Source organism: Actinoplanes sp. NPDC051494 (assembly GCF_044454705.1).
In the GTDB taxonomy this organism is placed as follows: domain Bacteria; phylum Actinomycetota; class Actinomycetes; order Mycobacteriales; family Micromonosporaceae; genus Actinoplanes.
In genome coordinates, this window is record NZ_JBITDZ010000014.1 from 154,742 (window position 1) to 169,449 (window position 14,708).

The 14,708-nt window shown below is 71.9% G+C and carries 16 protein-coding genes; 11 read left to right on the forward strand and 5 right to left on the reverse strand.

All coding sequences use genetic code 11. The annotated features are described in order from the left end of the window. Nucleotides 1-51: 51 nt before the first annotated feature. Entirely contained in the window at nucleotides 52-426 is a 375-nt protein-coding gene (locus ACIA6A_RS36255) for a nuclear transport factor 2 family protein (protein ID WP_396102560.1), read from the reverse strand. A 70-nt stretch (nucleotides 427-496) separates the two neighbouring features. Here ACIA6A_RS36255 and ACIA6A_RS36260 point away from each other — a divergent pair, with 70 nt between their 5' ends. From ACIA6A_RS36260 to ACIA6A_RS36275, 4 genes are all read left to right on the forward strand, one after another. Beyond that, a complete protein-coding gene (locus ACIA6A_RS36260; protein WP_396102561.1) occupies nucleotides 497-1,111 on the forward strand; it encodes a TetR/AcrR family transcriptional regulator in 615 nt (204 codons plus the stop codon). Between the two features lie 509 nt (nucleotides 1,112-1,620). Continuing rightward, nucleotides 1,621-2,043 carry an ester cyclase gene (locus tag ACIA6A_RS36265; RefSeq protein ID WP_396102562.1) on the forward strand — a complete coding sequence of 141 codons (423 nt, stop codon included), beginning with the start codon at nucleotides 1,621-1,623 and terminating at the stop codon, nucleotides 2,041-2,043. A gap of 23 nt (nucleotides 2,044-2,066) precedes the next feature. Beyond that, a complete protein-coding gene (locus ACIA6A_RS36270; protein WP_396102564.1) occupies nucleotides 2,067-2,732 on the forward strand; it encodes a TetR/AcrR family transcriptional regulator in 666 nt (221 codons plus the stop codon). Between the two features lie 736 nt (nucleotides 2,733-3,468). Beyond that, nucleotides 3,469-4,740: a methyl-accepting chemotaxis protein gene (locus ACIA6A_RS36275; RefSeq protein WP_396102565.1), complete on the forward strand. Its 1,272-nt coding sequence runs from the start codon at nucleotides 3,469-3,471 to the stop codon at nucleotides 4,738-4,740. Here ACIA6A_RS36275 and ACIA6A_RS36280 read toward each other — a convergent pair. After that, a complete protein-coding gene (locus ACIA6A_RS36280) occupies nucleotides 4,737-5,366 on the reverse strand; it encodes a DsbA family oxidoreductase (RefSeq protein WP_396102567.1) in 630 nt (209 codons plus the stop codon). The two genes, ACIA6A_RS36275 and ACIA6A_RS36280, sit on opposite strands and share 4 nt — an antisense overlap. Before the next feature lie 209 nt (nucleotides 5,367-5,575). On the opposite strand from ACIA6A_RS36280, the gene ACIA6A_RS36285 reads away from it, so the two are divergent. Further along, nucleotides 5,576-6,169, forward strand: coding sequence for a DUF6642 family protein (locus tag ACIA6A_RS36285; protein ID WP_396102569.1), 594 nt, complete (start codon nucleotides 5,576-5,578; stop codon nucleotides 6,167-6,169). On the opposite strand, the gene ACIA6A_RS36290 is transcribed toward ACIA6A_RS36285, so the two are convergent. Genes ACIA6A_RS36290 through ACIA6A_RS36300 form a run of 3 tightly spaced genes read right to left on the reverse strand, consistent with a single transcriptional unit; the run spans nucleotide 6,166 to nucleotide 8,768 of the window. Further along, nucleotides 6,166-7,275 (reverse strand): FAD-dependent oxidoreductase, encoded by a 1,110-nt coding sequence (locus tag ACIA6A_RS36290; RefSeq protein ID WP_396102570.1) that lies wholly within the window; start codon nucleotides 7,273-7,275, stop codon nucleotides 6,166-6,168. The two genes, ACIA6A_RS36285 and ACIA6A_RS36290, sit on opposite strands and share 4 nt — an antisense overlap. 57 nt (nucleotides 7,276-7,332) lie before the next feature. Then, entirely contained in the window at nucleotides 7,333-7,989 is a 657-nt protein-coding gene (locus ACIA6A_RS36295) for a TetR/AcrR family transcriptional regulator C-terminal domain-containing protein (RefSeq protein ID WP_396102571.1), read from the reverse strand. 47 nt (nucleotides 7,990-8,036) lie between these two features. Then, nucleotides 8,037-8,768 carry an SDR family oxidoreductase gene (locus tag ACIA6A_RS36300; RefSeq protein ID WP_396102572.1) on the reverse strand — a complete coding sequence of 244 codons (732 nt, stop codon included), beginning with the start codon at nucleotides 8,766-8,768 and terminating at the stop codon, nucleotides 8,037-8,039. 107 nt (nucleotides 8,769-8,875) lie between these two features. Here ACIA6A_RS36300 and ACIA6A_RS36305 point away from each other — a divergent pair, with 107 nt between their 5' ends. From ACIA6A_RS36305 to ACIA6A_RS36330, 6 genes are all read left to right on the forward strand, one after another. After that, entirely contained in the window at nucleotides 8,876-9,724 is an 849-nt protein-coding gene (locus ACIA6A_RS36305; protein WP_396102574.1) for a LysR family transcriptional regulator, read from the forward strand. Between the two features lie 104 nt (nucleotides 9,725-9,828). Then, nucleotides 9,829-10,791 carry a metal ABC transporter substrate-binding protein gene (locus ACIA6A_RS36310; protein ID WP_396102575.1) on the forward strand — a complete coding sequence of 321 codons (963 nt, stop codon included), beginning with the start codon at nucleotides 9,829-9,831 and terminating at the stop codon, nucleotides 10,789-10,791. After that, nucleotides 10,784-11,569 (forward strand): metal ABC transporter ATP-binding protein, encoded by a 786-nt coding sequence (locus tag ACIA6A_RS36315; protein WP_396102576.1) that lies wholly within the window; start codon nucleotides 10,784-10,786, stop codon nucleotides 11,567-11,569. Before ACIA6A_RS36310 ends, ACIA6A_RS36315 begins: the two co-directional genes overlap by 8 nt. After that, nucleotides 11,569-12,393, forward strand: a complete 825-nt coding sequence (locus ACIA6A_RS36320; protein WP_396102577.1) for a metal ABC transporter permease — start codon at nucleotides 11,569-11,571, stop codon at nucleotides 12,391-12,393. The genes ACIA6A_RS36315 and ACIA6A_RS36320 overlap by 1 nt, the downstream gene beginning before the upstream one ends. Next, nucleotides 12,390-13,196, forward strand: coding sequence for a metal ABC transporter permease (locus ACIA6A_RS36325; protein ID WP_396102579.1), 807 nt, complete (start codon nucleotides 12,390-12,392; stop codon nucleotides 13,194-13,196). Before ACIA6A_RS36320 ends, ACIA6A_RS36325 begins: the two co-directional genes overlap by 4 nt. Next, entirely contained in the window at nucleotides 13,193-13,462 is a 270-nt protein-coding gene (locus ACIA6A_RS36330) for an ArsR/SmtB family transcription factor (RefSeq protein ID WP_396102581.1), read from the forward strand. Before ACIA6A_RS36325 ends, ACIA6A_RS36330 begins: the two co-directional genes overlap by 4 nt. The last annotated feature ends 1,246 nt before the right edge of the window (nucleotides 13,463-14,708 follow it).

Here is a 14,708-nt window from a genome sequence, read left to right on the forward strand (position 1 = left end):
CGCGGGATCGCCGCTGCTCCAGATCCCCCGGATCCGGCGGTTGGTGATCGTTCAGCCGGTGGTGCCCCGGCGCAGGGTGTCGTCGTAGGTGCCGCCCATCAGGAACTGGCCCCCGTCGCGGACGTGCTGGGCGATGAACGTGGCACGGGTGGTCGCGACGTCGCCGGTTTCGATATTGCCGGTTTCGAGGGTGCGGACCTCGACGTTGCCGATCAGGTGCTGGGTGGCGTCCAGCGGGCTGAGGAAGCCCCGCGCCGACGCGACGATGGCATCCCGGCCGTCGGCGGTGGCGTTGGTGTAGTCGCCCCGGGCGTCGAGGGCGTAGCAGGCGGCGAGCAGGTCCCAGTCGCGGGTGTCCATGGCGCGGGCGACCGCGTAGATCACGGCGGTGACGTCGGCCCGGTCGGCGAGTTCCTGGAGGGTCATGACGGTGCTCTCCCTTGAGTCTCCCATTGCGGTACTGAACAGTTCCGGAACTATCGCGTACTGTTGCGCCGTGATCAACTCCTCTGCCGTCGGACGTAAGCGGGATCACTCGCGGGACCCGGAGATCCTGCGGGCCACCCTGGACGTCCTGGCCGACACCGGATACGCCGACCTCACCATCGAGATGGTCGCGGCCCGCGCCGGCGCCGGACGCGGCACGATCTACCGCCGGTGGGCCGGCAAGGACGACCTGATCCTGGCCGCGATCGCCTGCACCGACCGCGCCGACCTCGAGGCCGACCGGCTCCCCGACACCGGTGAGCTGCGCACCGACCTGCTCGCGATGCTCGACCCGGACTGGCTCGGCGGCAGCGAACGGCGGCTGCGGATCCTCGCGAGCGTCACCGCGATGATGGGCCGCACCCCGGAGGCGGCGGCCGCCGTCCGCGAGGCGATCGTCGAGCCGTCCGTGGCCGCCTACCGGCACCTGATCCAGCGAGCGGCCGACCGCGGTGAGTTCCCCGGACCCGCCGACGTCGACGCGCTGGCTCAGGTGATCCCGTCGATGGCCGCCCACCGCGCGCTGTTCCTGCGGCAACCCGTCGACCTGCCGTTCTTCACGTCGATCATCGACGGCGTGCTGCTGCCCGCCCTCACCCGGGGCGGTCAGTCCACTCACCCCTGACGGGCCGCCGTCATCCTGTTCGGTTGCCCGCCGCCCTGTTCGGTTGCCCGCCGCCCTGTTCGGGTCGACCGCCGCGTTGTTCGGTTGCCCGCCGCTCTGTTCGGGTCGCCCGCCGCCGTGTTTGGTTGCCCGTCGCCGTGTTTGGTTGCCGCCGTCCTGTTCGGGTTGCCGGCCTCCCTGTTTGGTTGCCGCCGTCCTGTTCGGGTTGCCCGCCTCCCTGTTTGGTTGCCCGTCGCCGTGTTGGTTGCCCGTCGTGCTGTTCGGTTGCCCGCGCGCCAGTGGCCGGCCCATTCGGGTTGCGCGCCTTGCCGTTCGGGTTGTGCGCCGGCCGGGGTGATGTGCCGTCCGCCTTGATGTGCGGTCGCGTGCCTGCCCGAGGCCCGATTCTGTCGCCTTCTTCCGGCCGGCTTCCGGTTTTGGCTATCTGCCTGCCTTGCGCTCCTCCGATCCATTCAGTCTCCACGGTAGCTCAACTTTACATACGTAAGCTTACGACGTAAGCTTACGGTATGACTTCTGAAGACCTGATCAACTCCTGGCTGCGACTGTGGAACGGTGACTACGCGCTCGCCGACGAGATCGTCGCGGACGGGTTCCGGCTGCATGCCGCGATGGTGGACGGCGGTGACGGGAGCGCGATCGACAGCCCGAAGGCGCTGGTCGGGTGGATCGCCCAGACGCGCGCGGCCATGCCGGACCTGCGCTTCACCATCGAGGTCGGGCCACTCACCGACGGCGACCATGTCGTGGTGCGATGGCGGGCGGCCGGCACCTACGCCGGGGGCATGCCCGGTGCGACCGCGCCGGCGGGCACCGGCATCGACTTCACCGGGACTGACATCCTGCGGATCGCCGACAGCCGCTTCGTGGAGTACTGGATCAACTCCGACACGCTGCTGCTCATGACCCAGCTCCAGGTGGTGGCCGCCTGAACGGAGGCGGATAGGGTCGGGCCGTGACTGAGACCGAGGCCCGGAGCCGCAACCGCCGCGGAGAGGGCCAGCGGCTGCGGGCCGACATCGTCTTCGCAGCCGCCACAATCCTCGACGAGACCGGTGACGAACAGGCGGTGACGCTGCGCGCGGTCGCCCGGCAGGTCGGGATCGCCGCGCCGTCGATCTACCGCCACTTCGCCGACCGGCAGTCGATCCTGCTGGCCATCGTCCGCGACGCGTTCGCCGATCTCGAACGTCGCCTTGCCGCCGCGGCCGACGGCGATGACCCGCAGATCGGCGAGGTGGTGGCCCCGGACGTCGCGGTACGGCGGCTGCGCGCGGTCTGTGACGTCTATCTGGACTTCGCGGCCGAGCAGCCGCAGCGCTACCGGGTCATGTTCGGCGGCCTGTGGAGCGCCGCCGATGCCGTCGCGGAAGCGGCGATCACCCCGGCCGAGGCAGCCGAGCTGGGCCACGACGCCCTGCAGGTGTTCATCGACGCGCTCTCCACCTGCGTCGATGCGGGCAGCTCCACCAGCGACGACCCGTCCGCCGACGCGGTGGCGCTGTGGCTCGCGCTGCACGGCCTGGCCCACCAGCGAGCCGTCAGCACCGCCTTCCCCTGGCCCCCCACCATCGTCGACCGTCTCGTCCTCCCCCTGGCCCACCTCAACCTCGCGCGCTGACCTCGCGCGCTGACCACCCGGCAACGGGCCCGGCCCTCGCAAACCTGGCCACCCCTCACCTGGCCCAGCCTCTTACGCCCTGACCGCCCGGCCCTGGCACGGCCCTCGCGCCCTGGCCCTCGCGCCCTGGCCATCGTCACCTGGCCACCCTCACCTGGCCCCCTCACCTGGCCCCTCACCTGGCCAGCCTTACACCCTGACAGTCGGCACAGGGACGGCCCTCGCGCCCTGGACAGCTGGCACCGGGACGGCCCTCGGGTCCTGACGGTCCTGCGTCGTGACCGGCGCCTGTCCTGGCCGATCCTCGCTCCGGCCGGCCGCCCGGCACCGGGGCCGGCGGCGCTGCGGCCCGGTCTCCACGCTCCGTGGTTCTTCTGCACCTGATTCCCCAGCACCTGGTTCCCGGCGCCCGATCTGCCGGCGCCCGATCTGCCTGCGCCCGAGTCCCTGGTAGCTGGCTTTTTCGGGTGCCGGCCGTTCGCCTGAGGAGCCCGGTTGGTCTCTCACGCTGGTGCGGTCAGGCTGCCCGAGCCCACCCGCTCATCCCGGTGCGGTGCCACACCGGGATGAGCGGGCGGCGCCGGCGGTGCCGATGGCGGGCCGGCGTTCGGAGCTGGCCCGGGGCCGGGCGCCTTGGGGCCGGTTGGCGGCCGGCTTCGCCATCGGGAGCGGGAGCTGGTGCCCGTACTTCTGGGAAGTGATCTTCTGGAGGTCTCTGATCAGCGATGATGCGGGGATGACGGTACTGGCGGCGCGGCTCCCGCGAGGGGCGAGACTGTCGCCGGAGTCCATGCGGGAGCGGCACCGGATCAACACGTGGCTGCTGGCTCTGCATGTGCCGGCGCTGATCGTGGTGGGCCTGGTCGGGCCGAGGCCGGTGTGGGAGGCGTTCGTGATCCCGGGGGCGGTCGCCGCGGTCGTCGGGCTGTCGACGGTGCCGGGGGAGGCCCGGACCCGGGCGACGATCACCGCGGTCGGGCTGATCGGCACCACGTTCGCCTTCATCGAGCTGTCCGGCGGCATGATGGCGATGCACATCCACCTGTACGCCGTACTCGTCTTCGTGGCGTTGTATCAGCAGTGGCCGCCGCTGGTGTGGTCGGTGATCGTGATCCTGGTGCACCACGGCGTGCTCGGGCTGGTCGCCCCGGAGCGTGTCTTCGGCATGGCGCACATGCACACGCTGCTGGCGCTCGGGCAGGTCGCCCTGCACGCCGGGTTCGCGACCCTGGAGATCGTTGGGATCGTGGTGTTCTGGCATTTCGCCCAGCAGGCCGAGAACGAGACCGAGCGGCTCACGACGGCGGCCGCCGGTCAGCAGCAGGCCGTGGAGCAGGCCGAACGCGACGCCCGGAGCAAGGTCGCCGACGCGGAGCAGGAACGCACGCGGGAGCTGGCCGAGCGGGCCGAACGGATCTCGGAGCAGGTCCGGGACATCAGCGGCGAGGCGCGGTCGGCGATCGAGGCGGTCACCGCCGTGGACGCCGAGCTGGCCACCCTGGCGTCCGCGGTCCGGGACGTGTCGGCGCGGTCGGGGGAGGCCGCCTCGAACGCGTCGCAGGGCAAGGACAGCGCGCTGACCGCGGCCGGGAAGGTGCGCACGCTGGAACGGTCGGTGGGGGAGATCGCCGAGGTCAACGCGTTGATCGCGCAGCTCGCGGCGCAGACGAACCTGCTCGCGCTCAACGCCACCATCGAGGCGGCCCGGGCCGGGGAGTCCGGGCGGGGCTTCGCCGTGGTCGCGAACGAGGTCAAGACGCTCGCCCAGCAGACCGCGAGCTCCGTCGAACGGGTCAACTCGGTGATCGAGACGATCGTCGCGCAGACCGCGGACGTGGCCTCGACGTTCGAGTCGACGACGAGCGCGGTGACCGACATCCACACCGTGCAGACCGACATCGCGGTGTCGGTCGAGGAACAGGCGGCGGTGCTCAGCGAGGTGACCCGCCAGCTCTCGACCGCGACCCAGGCCGCCCAGCGCGTGCTGAGCGGCCTGGAACGACTCTAGGAGTCCGCGTCGGCGGTGCGCAGGGCCTGCAGGAACAGCTCCGCCGGCTGGGCGCCGGAGATGCCGTACTTGCGGTCCAGGACGAAGAACGGCACACCTGACGCACCGTACGCGCGGGCCTGCTCGATGTCCTTGTTGACGTCGTCGGTGTAGTCGTCGCTCTCGAGCACCTTGCGGGCCTCGTCACCGGGGATGCCCAGCTCGTCGGCGAGCTCGACCAGCGTGTCGGTGTCCAGGGTCCGGGCCTCGATGAGGTTGGCGCGCATCAGCCGCTCGTGGGCCTCGGCGCCGAGCCCGTGGTCCTTGGCCAGCTGCAGCAACCGGTGGGCGTCGAACGTGTTGACGCTCACCGCGTTGTCGAAGTCGTAGTGCAGCCCCTCGGCCTCGGCCAGCGCGCCGACCTGCGCCTGCATCTGCTTGATGCGTTCCGGGGAGCCGAATTTCTTCGCCAGGTTGGCCTGGGTCGGCTCGATCACACCCTTGGGGTGCGACGGGTCGAGCTGGAAGCTGCGCCACACGATCTCGACGTCGTCGGCGTGCTCGAAGTCCTTCAACGCGGTCTCGAGGCGCCGCTTGCCGATGTAGCACCACGGACAGACGACGTCGGACCAGATCTCGACCAGCACGTTCGGTGTTCCTCTCAGTTGCAGCCGTCGTCGGAGCAGGTCTCGGCGTCGCCGTCGCCCAGCAGGATCAGGGGCGCGGGTGCCGGCGGGGGTGGCGGCGGTGCGGGTTCGGTTGTCACCGTCCCATCATGCGCGGTCGTCGCGGCGATCGGCCAGAACGCACTTCGAGGTAAGTGCCGGCCGGGGTGTTAGCGTCGGGCGCTGAGGCGATGATCGGGGGGATCGTGCGTAAGCCTGGGGGAGTGTTCTGCGTCGAGGGCCAGTGGGAGGACGACCTCACCGAGCGCGGGTCCGTGCTGCCTACCCTTGAGCTGCTCGAACGCCTCGGCAGCATCCGGTTCATCCACCGCGACACCGCCACGGTCGAGGAGCTGCACTATTACCTCGACACGTGGCTGTCGCAGAAGTACAAGGACTACAAGGTCGGCTTCTTCGCCCTGCACGGACAGCCGTCGCAACTGTGCCTGACCGCGAGGACGACCGTGGAGCTCGACGAGATCGGCGCGTGGATGTCCGGCCGCTGCGCAGGTCGTACGCTGTATTTCGGCAGTTGTTCGGTCCTGCGCACCTCCGACCGGGTGCTCAAGGAATTCCTGCACGAGACGAAGGCCACCATGCTGGTCGGCTTCACGAAGTCGATCGACTGGGTCGAGTCCGCCGCGTTCGAGACCGTGGTGCTCAACACACTCGTCAACGGCGGCCGGATCGACAGCGTCGAGCGCCTGGTCCGGTCGACGCGCTGGGCCGCGCTCGCCGACCACCTCGGCTTCCGGGTGGTCTACGCCAACGGCCGTACAGGTTAGCCCTGGGCGTACGCCGCGAACTGCTCGATCAGCCCCCGCGGTGCGTCGGCCCGGAAGATCAGCTCCAGGTTGGCGGCGGCTTCGCCCGCCGAGGCGGCACTGCGGGGGAAGAGCGCCGTCTCGTACGTGGTGAGCGCGCTCTCCACGTCTGCGGGGCTCGCGACGATGGCGGCGGCGAGCTCGGCGCCGTCCAGCATGGCCAGGTTCGCGCCCTCCCCGGCGAACGGGGACATCAGGTGCGCGGCGTCCCCGAGCAGCGTCACCCCGGCCACCCGGTCCCACCGGTGCCCGATCGGCAGCGCGTGGATCGTGCGGTGGACCAGTGGCCCGTCCGCGTCCCGCGCGATCGCCCGCAGGGCCGGGTGCCAGTCCGCGAACTGTGCTCCGACCTGCCGCCGGGCCGTCTCGTCGTCGGGGAAGCCGTCGCTCGCGAGGTCCTTGAACGCCAGGTAGAAGTGCAGGCTGCCGTCGGTTTCGCGGTGCGCGAGCACGCCCTTGCCGTCACCCAGGGCGAAGAGCATGCCGCCACCCACGATCGCGGCGAGCTCCGGGTGCCGCGCGTCCGCGTCGTGCAGGTCGGCCTCCACGAACGAGATCCCGGTGTACGCGGGGAGCGCGCCGGACACCAGCGGCCGGATCCGGGACCAGGCGCCGTCCGCCCCGACCAGCAGATCGGCGGTCAGCGACGAGCCGTCGGCGAACGTCAGCCCGCCGTCCGGACGCGCCCCGGTGACCTTGGCGCCCCACCGCACCGTGCCCTCCGGCAGCGAGTCGAGCAGCAGGTCACGCAGCTGCCCGCGATTCACCTCGGGGCGCCCGCCGTTGTCGTCGTCGGCCTGGTCGAGAAGGACGGTGCCCGCCTTGTCGAGGATCCGCATGGCCTGGCCGCCGGGGTGCACGAGCGCGTGGAACCCCTCGTACAGTCCGGCGGCGCGCAGCGCGACCTGGCCGTTCTCCTCGTGGATGTCGAGCATGCCGCCCTGCGTGCGGGCCGCGCGCGACGGCTCGGCCTCGTAGACGGTGGCGGCGATGCCGTGCACGTGCAGGACGCGGGCGAGCGTGAGGCCGCCGAGCCCGGCTCCGACGATGGCGATGGAAATGGTCATGGTTTCTCCTTGGAGGTGAACGAGTTCGTGACGAACGTGTTCGTGATGGCCGCGAAACTAGGCGGGCGGGACCGCCGTCACGGCGATCCCGGCGATCAGAGCGGTGAAAGCCCAGCGCAGGCGCTGCTCACCGGTGCCGGACAGCAGGTGCTCGCCGGCCGCGGTGATGGCCGGATGGTCGGTGTCGGAGACGCCGCGCAGCATCTCTTCCAGGGGCTCGTCGTCGGCCCGCTCGGACCGGGTGCCGTGCTCGGCGGCGGTGGCGATGGCGTGCTGGAGCAGCAGGTCGACACCCCAGGCGGCCTGGGCGGCGGGCACCCCCTCGGCGGCGAGCAGGGTCAGTGCCGAGTCGATGAGCCGCAGGTAGTGCGGCCCCGCGGGGCGCAGCGTGAGCACCGACCGGGCCACGCTGGGATACCGGAAGAGCAGCCCGGTGACCGCGGTCAGCAGCTCCACCAGGGGCCGGTCCGGACCCAGGTCGAGCTCGCCGAGCAGCTCGTCGAGGACCGCGCCGTGCAGCTCGGCCATGTTCGCGACGTAGACGTACAGCGACGCCGGCCCGGTGTCCAGCTCGGTGGCGAGCCGGCGCATGGTGACCTTCTCCAGGCCCTCCTCGCGGGTCACCCGCACCGCCACCGCCACGACGCCGGCCCGGCTGAGGGCCGGCTTCGCGGGGCGGTCCCGGCGGCTGACGGGGGTACGGCGAGTCGTCATAACGCGATCGTAACGAACATGTTCGTCAGGCCGCAAGGGGGTGGTCGCTACCAGGGGACCTCGCCGTCGTCCTCGAAGAAACCGCCGGTCGGGCCGCCGTCCGGCAGCATCGCCAGCCGGATCGCGGTCGCCGCGCCCTGCTCCGGGGTGCGCACGCCCCGGAAACCGTTGAGATCGGTCGCGACGAAGCCGGGGCACGCGGCGTTGATGAGGATGGCCGTGCCGGTGAACTCCCGGGCGTACTGCAGCGTCACCGCGTTCAGGAACGACTTCGACGGCGCGTACGCGACCGCCACCGGGCCGGTGGTCGTCACCCCGCCAGCGCCGGACTGCCGGGTCAGCGAGCCGACGCTGCTGGACATGTTCACGATCCGCGGCGCGGCCGAGCGGCGCAGCAGCGGCAGCATCGCATTCGTCACCCGGATGACCCCGATCACGTTCGTCTCCACCACGGTCCGGATGATCGAGACGTCGACCCGGGTGGGTTCCTGCGGCATGCCCCCGGTGATCCCGGCGTTGTTGACCAGCGCGTCGAGATGCCCGTACCGCTGCTCGATCAGCGTGGCGGCGGCGGTGGCGCTGTCGTCGGCGGTCACGTCCAGCGGCACCCCGAACGCGTCCACGCCGGCGGCCCGCAGTTTCGCGACCGCGGCCTCCCGGCGCTCGTTGTCGCGGGCACCGATCCCGACCGTGTAACCCCGGGCGCCCAGGCCGGCCGCGATCTCGTACCCGATGCCCTTGTTCGCGCCGGTGACCAGCGCAATCCTCGTTTCGCTCATGCCACCGATCGTCGCCACCCGGCGTCACCCCGGGCAACACCGACTGGGTCCGGTGCGATACCGCACGGGTATCGCCGCGCTGCCGGCCCGCGCGTAGGCTCGGTGGCGTGGAGACGCGTGAGCTGCGATTCTTCGTCGCCGTGGCGGAGGAACTGCACTTCGGCCGGGCCGCCCAGCGACTCGGCATGGCCCAGCCGCCGCTGTCGCGCGCCATCCGCCAGCTCGAACGCCGCCTCGGCACCGCGCTGTTCGAACGCACCAGCCACCGGGTCGCCCTCACCGCCGCCGGCACGGTCCTGCTGGACGAGGGCCGCGCCGCACTGGACGCGGTCGAGGCCGCCGAACGCCGCGCCCGCCGTGCCGGAGCCGCCGCACCCGGCCGGGCCGGCGTGGTCCTCGCGGTCAAGGCCGGCGCCTCCACCGAACTGCTGGCCAAGCTGCTCGGCGCCTACGCCGCGGAACCCGGCGCGGTCCCCGTCGAGGTCCTGCTGTGCGGCCCCCGCCAGCAGGAGCGGATCCTGCGCGACGGGCGAGCGGACGTGGCCCTGCTGCACCGCCCCTTCGACAGCACCGCCGGCTTCGACACCGAGGACCTGCTGACCGAGGGGCAGGTCGCGGTCCTCCCGGCCGGGCACCCCCTGACCGTCCACAGTCACCTCACTCTGGCCGACGTCACCGGCGTGCCCGACCTGCCGATGCCCCGCTGGCCCCGCGACGACGGCACCTACCCGGACGGCCCCGGCCCGGAGGTGCACGACCACACCCAGCTGCTGCAGCTCATCGGCCTCGGCCGGGCCCTGACGGTAGCCCCCGAATCAGCCCGGAACCAGCTCCATGCCGACGTCGTCACCGTCCCCCTGCTCGACGCACCCCGGGTGACCACGGTGATCGCCTGGCCCCCGCACAGCCGCTCCCCGGCCGTAGCAGGTCTGGTCCGCACCGCCACCCGCCTCTGACGCCCGGCCCGGCTCATCGGTCGCTCGCGCGGACACATGCGGATGTGCGCACATCGTCCCATGGTGATTAGACCATGTAATTGAAAATGATTACCGTTTGGCGCATGAACCGAGTCTTCCGTCTTGTGCTTGCCACCGGTGTTGTCGTCTCGCTCGCTGCCTGCGGGAACTCGAACGACGCGGCCGCTGACGCCGCCTCGCCCGGTGCGTTGAAGGTTGTCGCCACGACGCCCGAGGTGGCTGATTTCGTGCGGCAGATCGGTGGGGACCGGGTCGCCGTGACGCAGATCATCAAGCCGGGCGTCGACCCGCACGACTACGAGCCCACGCCGGCCGACCTGCAGGCCATCGGCGCCGCGAAGGTGGTCGTCGAGAACGGGGTGGGGCTGGAGGAATGGCTGGAGCCCACGATCGAGGCCACCGGGTTCAAGGGGTCGGTCGTCGATGCGAGCCAGGGCGTGACGCTGCGCGAGGGTGGCCACGAAGAGGAAGGCGAGCACGCGGAGGAGGAGGCCGGCGGCGAGGAGCACGACCCGCACATCTGGCACAACCCCGCCAACGCGAAGATCATGGTGACGAACATCGAGAAGGCGCTGTCCGCCGCCGAGCCGGGAGCCGCCGGGGCATTCGGGGCGAAGCTCACGTCGTACGCCGCGGAGCTCGACAAGCTGGACGCCGACAACGAGGCCGCCTGGGCGACGATCCCGGCCGCGCAGCGCAAGCTCGTCACCAACCACGACGCGTTCGGCTACTACGTCGACCGGTACCAGCTGGAGTTCGTCGGCTCGGTCATCCCCAGCCTCGACACGTCGGCCGAGCTGTCCGTGCAGCAGCTCGACGACCTGGTCGCGAAGATCAAGGCCACCGGGGTCAAGGCCATCTTCACCGAGAGCTCGCTGCCGCCGAAGTCCGCGGAGGCCATCGCGGCCCGGGCGGGGGTCACGGTCGTCGGCGGCGAGGACGCATTGTTCGGCGACAGCCTCGGACCGCAGGGTACGGAGCAGGGTACGTACCTGGGCGCCGAACGGCACAACACGGCCACGCTCACGGCGGCCCTCGGTGGCTGACCCGGCAATCCCCCGGCAGTCCGCGCGGGGCACCGCGCTGCGCGTCGAGGGCGCCAGTTTCGGATACCGGGGCCGGGCCGTGCTCAGGGACGTGGAGCTGACCGTGCCCACCGGGGGGACGCTCGCGCTGGTCGGTCCCAACGGTGCCGGGAAGTCCACCCTGATCAAAGCGGTCTCGGGGCTGGCCGAGCTGGTCGGTGGTGAGGTCACCGTGCTCGGCCGGCCGTTGGCGAGGGCGCGCGGGCTCGCCGCGTACGTTCCGCAGGCCGAGACGCTCGACCCGGACTTCCCGGTCAGCGCCGCCGACGTCGTGCTGATGGGCCGCTACCGCCGGATCGGCTGGTGGCGCCCGACCGGGCGTGCCGACCGGGCCGCCGCGCTCGCCGCCCTGGACCGGGTCGGGCTCGCCGGCCGCGCGAAGGTCCGTTTCGGGCTGCTCTCCGGCGGGCAGCGCCAGCGGGTCCTGGTGGCCCGGGCGATCGCCGCCGAGGCGCGGCTGCTGCTGCTCGACGAACCGCTCAACGGCGTCGACGCGACCAGTCAGGAGGCGGTGCTGCGCGCGCTCGGCGACCTCACCGCGGACGGCGCGGCGGTCATCATCAGTACGCACGACCTGGCCGTCGCCGCCCGGATCGCCGACCAGGTCTGCGTGCTGAACACCCGCCAGTGGGCGGCCGGTAAGCCCGGGGACGTGCTGGTGCCCGAGGTACTGCGGGAAGCGTACGGACGTCACGCCGTCGATCTTCCCGGCGGCCGGACGATGCTGGTGGAACCCTGATGCTCGACGCCCCCTTCATGGTGCGGGCGCTCGCCGAGCTGACCCTGCTCGCCCTGGTCTGCGGGCCGGTCAGCGTGTTCGTGTTCGCACGCCGGCTGTCGTTCGTCGCGGACGCGCTCACCCACACCGTGTTCCCCGGCGTGGTCGTCGGGTTCATCGCCGCCGGCACCGAGGGCGTGTTCGGCGGCGCACTGGTCGCGGGCCTGGTCACCGCCGTGGTGCTGACCCTGCTGACCCGCGGCGGACTGCTCTCCGACGACGCCGCCACCGCCGTGGTGCTGACCGCGCTGTTCTCCGTGGGAGTCGCGCTGGTGTCGCGCCGGTCGTCGTACACATCGGATCTGACGTCGTTCCTCTTCGGCCGCATCCTGACCGTGACACCGGGGCAGCTGGTGGAGACCGCCGTGCTGGCCGTCGTGACGCTGGCGCTGGTGGCGTTCGGCGCGCGGGCCTGGGTGTTCCGCTCGTTCGACGCGGGCGGCGCCGCGGCGGCCGGCTTCCGGATCGCCCGGCTCGACCTCGCGCTGAACCTCGTGGTCGCGCTCGTGGTCGTCGCGGCGGTCCGCGCGGTCGGCACGATCCTGGTGCTGGCCCTGCTGATCGTACCGGCGGCGGCCGCCCGGATGCTCACCGACCGGCTCGTCGCGATGGCCGCGGCCGGGACCCTGCTCACCCTGATCTGCGGGTACGCGGGCCTGTGGCTGAGCTGGACGGCATCGGTCGACCACGGGATCCGGCTCACATCGGCGACCTCGGTCGTGCTCGCGCTGGTGCTCGCGTACGTGCTGTGCCTGCCCATCGGATATCTGCGGAGGCGGCAATGACGTACGCGTATCTCGAAGCCGTGCTGGCCGGCGCGCTGGCCGGCCTCATCGGTGTGCAGGTGGTGCTGCGCAAGCTGTCGTACTTCACGATGGCGCTCACCCACGCCACGTTCCCCGGCGTCGTCGCCGCGGCCATCCTCGGCGTGAGCATCACCCTCGGTGGCGCGCTGGCAGGCATCGTCGTGGCCTGCGGGGTGGCGGCACTGACCCGCCGCCGTGGCCAGGACGCGGCGGCGGCCACCGGCGTGGTCGTCTCGGCGGGCTTCGCCATCGGCGTGGGCCTGGTCGCCCTGCGCGACGGCTTCAGCCGCGACCTGTCGTCGTTCCTGGTCGGCAGCATCGTGACGGTCGGCCGCACGGATGTCATGACCACGGCCGCGGTGCTCGTCCTGGTCGCCCTGGTCCTCACGTTCTCCGGCCGTACGCTGCTGTTCACCGGCTTCGACGAGGCCGGCGCCCGGGCCGCGGGCTACCGTCCCGGCCTGGCCGACCTGCTGCTGCTCGTGACGATCGAACTGGTCATCGTCACGATCGTCCCGGCGGTCGGCACGATCCTCGCCCTCGCGCTGATCGTCGCCCCGGCCGCCGCGGCCCGCGTCTGGTCTGCCCGGCTCCCGGTCATCACGGTCCTGTCCGCCGTCCTGGGCATGCTCAGCGGCATCGCCGGCCTCGCCCTGTCGGGCACCTGGAACATCGCGGCGGGAGCCTCGATCACCCTGGTGGCCGCGGCGATCCTGGCCGGGTCGCTGACCCTGCGCCGAGCCACCCAGGGCATCGCCGGCCTGAGGGAGGCCACCCGATGATCCCCAGAGCGGTAACGGTCCTGCAGGCCATGGCATACGAACACCGCCTCCACATCCTCGTCCTGCTCAGAGCAGGCGAATCCACTCCCGACAACCTCGCCCGCCGCCTCCAGGTCGACACCACCGTCGTCGGCCACCACCTCCGCTACCTCCGCGACGCAGCCCTGGTATCCCGCCGCCGAGCCGGCCGCAACGTCCACTACCGCCTGCGAACCCCGGCAGTCGACCGCCTGATCGCCGAAGTCCTGCACTACGCCGAGGGCTGACCCCTCGCCCGCCCCTCAGCCCACCCGCCCCTCCTACCCTCCGCAGCCCTACTCACCCGACCCCGCGGCCGTCCCTGCCCGCGGCCGTCCCGACCCTGCGGCCGTCCCCGCCCACGGCCGTCTCGCCTGCGGCCGTCTCGCCTGCGGCCGTCCCGCCTGCGGCCGTCCCGCCCGCGTCGGTGCTGCCGGCGGCTGTCCCGCCTGCGTCTGCTCAGCCGGGTCTCGCCCAGCCCGCGTCCGCGCGGCGCCGGCCTGAAACATCGCGGCCCGCCTTCCTGCGCAGAGATCGACTCGGCGTGGCTGTGCACGGAGGCGGCCGAGCTCCCGACGCATGAAGCTGACCTGTTCGGCAGCCGTTTCGTCTGCCGGAGCCAGGCGGCGCCGGAGCCTGCCCGCGTACCCGCCCCTGCCCCAGCGGCGAGGAAACGGATACCCCCGTCCAGGACAACGACGGCGTACCACCGGTAGTGGTGGTGAGGGTCAGCAGGTGAGGTGGCACCGGCATCGCGATCGACGTCCGCACCGAAGTGCCGGCCCGTCTCCGCACTGACACCACCGTGCGGTGTCCGGTTCGCAGCACAGCGTCTCTCCTCGGTGAGGCCAAAGCCCCCGCGCCGCCTGGGGACTGCCACAGGACGGCGGCTGGGCCTGGATCCGCGGTCCCACCCGAGGCCACCGCGATAGGGGGCCTCGCCGAGAACCGCTCAGAGGAACCGGCCGAAGAGTGGGCACCGCCGGAACCCACGTCCGCGCCGGTGCCCGAGGTCGTGCCCACGTCCACATCCACGCCCGCGCTGGTGCTCGTGCCGTTGTCGGTGGCGGAGGCCGTCTCCTTGCCCAGGCCCGAGGTCGTGCCTGTGTCGGAGAGCGTGCCTGCGCCCGTGCTTGGACCCGGGCTCGAGGCCGTGCTTGGGCCCAACGTCGTGCTTGGGTCCGAGGCCGTGCTTGGGCCTGACGTCGTGCATGTGCCAGGGGCCGTGCTTATGTACGAGTCCGTAGGTGCGCCCGGCGTCGTGCCCGGACCGAAGCAGCCGGTCGAGGCCATGCGCGGAAACCGAGACGCAGCGGTGACCGGGCCTGCAGCCGGACCTACGGTCGTGACCGGACCTACGGTCGTGACCGGACCTACGGTCGTGACCGGACCTACGGTCGTGACCGGACCTACGGTCGTGACCGGACCTACGGTCGTGACCGGGCCTGTGGTCGCGGCCGGGCCTGTGGTCGTGACCGGACCTACGGTTGCAAC